Source organism: Pseudomonas abietaniphila (genome assembly GCF_900100795.1).
GTDB classification, from domain to species: Bacteria; Pseudomonadota; Gammaproteobacteria; order Pseudomonadales; family Pseudomonadaceae; genus Aquipseudomonas; species Aquipseudomonas abietaniphila.
In genome coordinates, this window is record NZ_FNCO01000042.1 from 1 (window position 1) to 4,374 (window position 4,374).

Sequence of the window (4,374 nt, forward strand, 5' to 3'; positions counted from 1 at the left end):
TCGGCAGGTCGTGACCTCAACAACATCGGCAGCACGCTGCAGAGTGGCCGTGACTTGACCTTGAACGCCGGTCGCGACGTCAACATCGCCTCCACGCAAGTCACCAACAGCCTGGTGCTCGACAGCAAACACAACAGCAGCGACATCACGCAGATAGGTGCAACGGTAAGCGCAGGCCGTGATCTGTCAGTGCAAGCCGGGCGTGACGTCAACGCCATCGCCAGCCAGATCGATGCCAAGCGCGATATCGCCATCGCAGCCACCGAGAACGTCACCATCAGCTCCGCCGCCGACGAAGATCACTTCCTGTCCAAGAGCAAGAAACTGACGATCCAGGAAGACCACGTCAGCCAGGTTGCAACGGACATCAAAGCCGGCGGCAGCGTCGCGGTCAGCGCCGGACAAAATCTAGCGGTGATCTCCAGCCGCATCACAGCAGGCGAGGAAGCCTACCTGGTCGCAGGCGACAAGCTGGACATCCTGGCAGCGCAGGACAGCGATTACTCGCTGTACGACAAGAAGAAAAAAGGCTCCTTTGGCGCGAAGAAAACCAAACGCGATGAGGTGACGCAGGTCACCCACATCGGCAGCGAGATCACCTCCGGCGGCAACATGATGCTGGTCAGTGGCGGGGATCAGCACTATCAGGTTGCAAAGCTCGACAGTGGCAAAGACCTGACCTTGAACAGTGGTGGCGGGATTTTGTTCGAGGGTGTGAAGGATCTGCACCAAGAAAGTCACGAGAAGAGCAACAGTAATGCCGCTTGGAATTCGATGTCAGGGAAGGGCAGCACCGATGAGACCCTGCGCCAAAGCGAGCTGATCGCGAACGGCAATCTGGTTATCAACGCCGTTGCGGGCGTGCACATTGACGTCAAGCAGGTGAACCAGCAAACCGTTAGCGAAGCGATTGATGCGATGGTCAAGGCGGATCCTGCTCTCACCTGGCTTAAAGATGCAGAGAAACGTGGTGATGTGGACTGGCGTCTGGTGCAGGAAATTCACCAGTCCTTCAGGTACAGCAACTCAGGTTTGGGTGTGGCTGCCCAAATAGCAATTGCCATTTTGATGGCGGCAGTTGTTGGGCCCGCTGCTGCAGGGATGGTTGGAGCCGGGACGGGAGCGGGCGCTGCGATGGTTGGAGCTGTCGCTGCTGGTGCGGCTACAAATGCCACGATTAGCGCAGTTAACAATCGAGGCGATCTAGGCGCTGTTTTCAAGGACGTCACATCGAGCAGTGCAGTAAAAGGGTATCTTACTTCGGCAGCAACCGCCGGCTTCGCTTCCAGTGCGCTTGGTTATAACCCAAGCAAGCTGAATTTTGATTTTGCGAGTGCGCAGAAAGTCATTGGTAGTATTACCGCAAACGCGTTTGTGAACACTGTGATCAACGGTGGCAGTTTCGCAGACAATTTGGGTAGTGCGGCATCGGGGGCAGCGGTAAGTATCGGAGGAGCTATTGCTGCGAGCGGTATCGGCGACATGCATCTCGATAGTAGCTTGCAGAAGATCGCCTTTCACGCTGGCCTTGGTGGACTATTCGCTGCCGCGATGGGAGGAGATTTCAAAACTGGTGCTCTGGCAGGTGGAGCGAATGAAGCTTTAGTTGACTACCTTGCAGATAAATTAATACCGACAGGTTTAGATCCTGCTAGCCAGGAATATCAGCAGGGAGATTAGAAATCTTTTAGCTGCCTCACAATTAATCGGCGTGCTCTCAGGTGTTGTCACGGGCGGCAATGTCAACGTTGGAGCATCAGTTGCAAATAATGCCACGCAATACAACTCTTTAGGTCACCTAGAGCTCGATAGACTTGTCGATGAAAGTAAAGGGTGTGAGCTTGCTGGGAATTGCGACAAGGTAAAAGAAGAGTTCAGGCAGCTTAGCGTAAGCAGACAAGACGATCTTAATGCGATATGCAGTATTGACCCTTCAAAGTGTCTCGACAAGTATAACGAAGTGTTGAGTGATCGACTAAGTTTGCTTGATCGCATGTCAAAGATGCAGCGTGATGAGTCAATTCCTTTAAGTATTAGAATGGATTTGCCCAGGTACAGCCTTCAGCTAATGACTGAGGTTTCTACCTTACAGCAAGTGTCCAGTCAGTTAGCTATGCGGCAGAATGGATTTTCAGCCTCGGAGGCGAGCTGGTTATCTCATGTAGTCAGCGCAGTTGGCGGCATAGTACTGGGTTCCAAGGCTGGCGGAGCAGGATCGTCGTTTTTAGATCAGAAAGCTATGACACACATTCTGGATGGCGATGGGCCGCAATCGGGAGGGCATCGTTTTGGCACAGGCAAACCGAATAAGTCGGAATTTCCCGAGAGCTGGAGCGATCAGAAAATTATTGATGTAGTTTCAAGTATTGCCTCCGACGGCAAGACTCAATGGTCAAAACCAGACGCCCGTGGTTACGTCACAGCTGTGGCCACCCACGAAGCGGTTGACGTAAAAGTGGTTTACGATACTGTGGGTCAGAGAATCGTAACTGGCTACCCAACGAATACACCGAGAAATCCGAGATAATGAAAGAAAAAACGAATGTATTGGAGAGTAATCTCCAGATGATTTTTAATGAGATAAAGTGCCAAGGTCAAATTGGTGCAAGCTTTCCACCTGAGATGTTGAGTTTTGATGAACAAATGGAGCAAATGTCAGAATGGCTTTTTGATGTTGGTGAGTTAGAGTTGTTCTATGAGAATTTGATTTTGCTACTGGATAAATATGATTTTCGTATTTCAGGTAGTGCGGCAATTAGGTTGTTGGAAGTAGGGTTGCTGATGAGATTTAAAACGACTTTGGACGAGGATTTAATGTTTAATTTCAGACCCGTTTAAAGTGATCAGCTTTGATATGCTATTTGATGATTAGGATTATTATAAAGCTATGGATGTTTTTTTATTGAGAGCGTTTCGGGTGAGAGCAATAATTTTATTAAAATGGCGCCAAAGGCTGGTCTGAGCAAGAATTTGAAGGCCTAGGTATTTCGAGTTGAGCTGGTTATGAATTTTAGCGTGACTCTAGGGGCGAAACTTTACAAGCGGCATGATGAGGCTGTAATTAAAGGGGTTTTGCACTTGTCAGGCTGTGACGAGTTTTTTGTGTTGCCCCTTTCGTATTGGACAAGGAATCAATACATAGAGAATTGGAAGTCTTCAATTGCTCATGGGCTAGGAGTGGGGCGAAATACTGCCATAATTACCTCTATGAGGAACCAGAAGCTGAGCAATTTTGTCTCCGTTTGGGCCTTTTATCATGGTGGGCAAGAGGTTTATGTACAGAATAGAATTATTTTTTTGAGGATCTAGGCGAGGATTTCAATATAGAAAAGTTGAGTGGCTATATAGGCATCAGACGTACCCATAATGAAGATGGGGCGCGTATCTCAGAGTGGGTTGTGCCGCTACAAGGTGTGCTTGCTAGCTTTGAGGCCTTACGTTAGGGGTAAGTGAAGGAAAGCCAAGATGATGAGCGATAACCGGTAAATAAAAGGCCACATAGAGGAGCTAACGGCTCAAGGCGGCATCAACTCTATAGGTAACACTCTATTCACCGACTCCCGATTCTGACTTGACGAATCTAACCCCGAGTCCGGCATGTCTTCTGGCGTGCTTAGGGCTACAGGGATCTGCTCACCTTGAGTTGCAGACAGGTGATCTGCGACGTTCCGGAGTAACACACTGCTGGAACAGCGAATCAACGGCTGCCGGAGAACGGGCGTCGCTGATTAACGGACAGACCTCCAACGAGGATCAGTTTAAGTACCTGATGAACAACGCCATCGCCAGCAAGGACGCCCTCAACCTGTCCGTTGGCGTATCGCTCACCTCCGAACAGGTTGCAGCCCTGACCCACGACATCGTCTGGCTCGAAGAGCACGAAGTGAATGGCGAGAAAGTGCTGGTACCGGTGCTGTATCTGGCCCAGGCCGACAACCGCCTCGCACCTAACGGCGCACTGATTGCCGGCAAAGACGTCACCCTTATCGCCGGCCAAAACCTCGACAACGTCGGTACCCTGAAAGCCACCAACAACCTGTCCGCCACCGCTGGCAATGGCCTGGTCAACAGCGGGCTGGTCGCGGCAGGCAATCGTCTGGACTTGCTGGCAGGCAACGACATCACCAACAAGGCAGGCGGCATCATCGCCGGTCGTGACGTGACTGTGACCGCCATCGGCGGCGACGTCACCAACGAACGCACCATCACCTCACTCGACAGCGACACGCGCGGCCAACTGCACAAGGACTACGCCGACAACGCAGCACGCATCGAAGCTGCCAACGACCTCAGCGTGTCGGCAGGTCGTGACCTCAACAACATCGGCAGTGCCCTGCAGAGTGGTCGCGACCTGACGTTGAACGCCGGTCGCGA

The 4,374-nt window shown here is 51.5% G+C and carries 3 protein-coding genes and 2 pseudogenes; all 5 read left to right on the top strand.

What is annotated here, in order from left to right:
• On the top strand, positions 1 to 1,680 hold a 1,680-nt coding region (locus BLS87_RS33170), incomplete at its 5' end, for a DUF637 domain-containing protein (RefSeq protein ID WP_208605238.1).
• Between the two features lie 31 nt (positions 1,681 to 1,711).
• Positions 1,712 to 2,527, top strand: coding sequence for an EndoU domain-containing protein (locus BLS87_RS35025; RefSeq protein WP_341845444.1), 816 nt, complete (start codon positions 1,712 to 1,714; stop codon positions 2,525 to 2,527).
• Entirely contained in the window at positions 2,527 to 2,838 is a 312-nt protein-coding gene (locus tag BLS87_RS33180) for a hypothetical protein (protein ID WP_074759394.1), read from the top strand. Before BLS87_RS35025 ends, BLS87_RS33180 begins: the two co-directional genes overlap by 1 nt.
• A 165-nt stretch (positions 2,839 to 3,003) precedes the next feature.
• A pseudogene (locus BLS87_RS35460) lies at positions 3,004 to 3,443 on the top strand (hypothetical protein).
• A gap of 284 nt (positions 3,444 to 3,727) precedes the next feature.
• Positions 3,728 to 4,374: pseudogene (locus BLS87_RS33190) on the top strand (hypothetical protein); the annotation flags it as partial.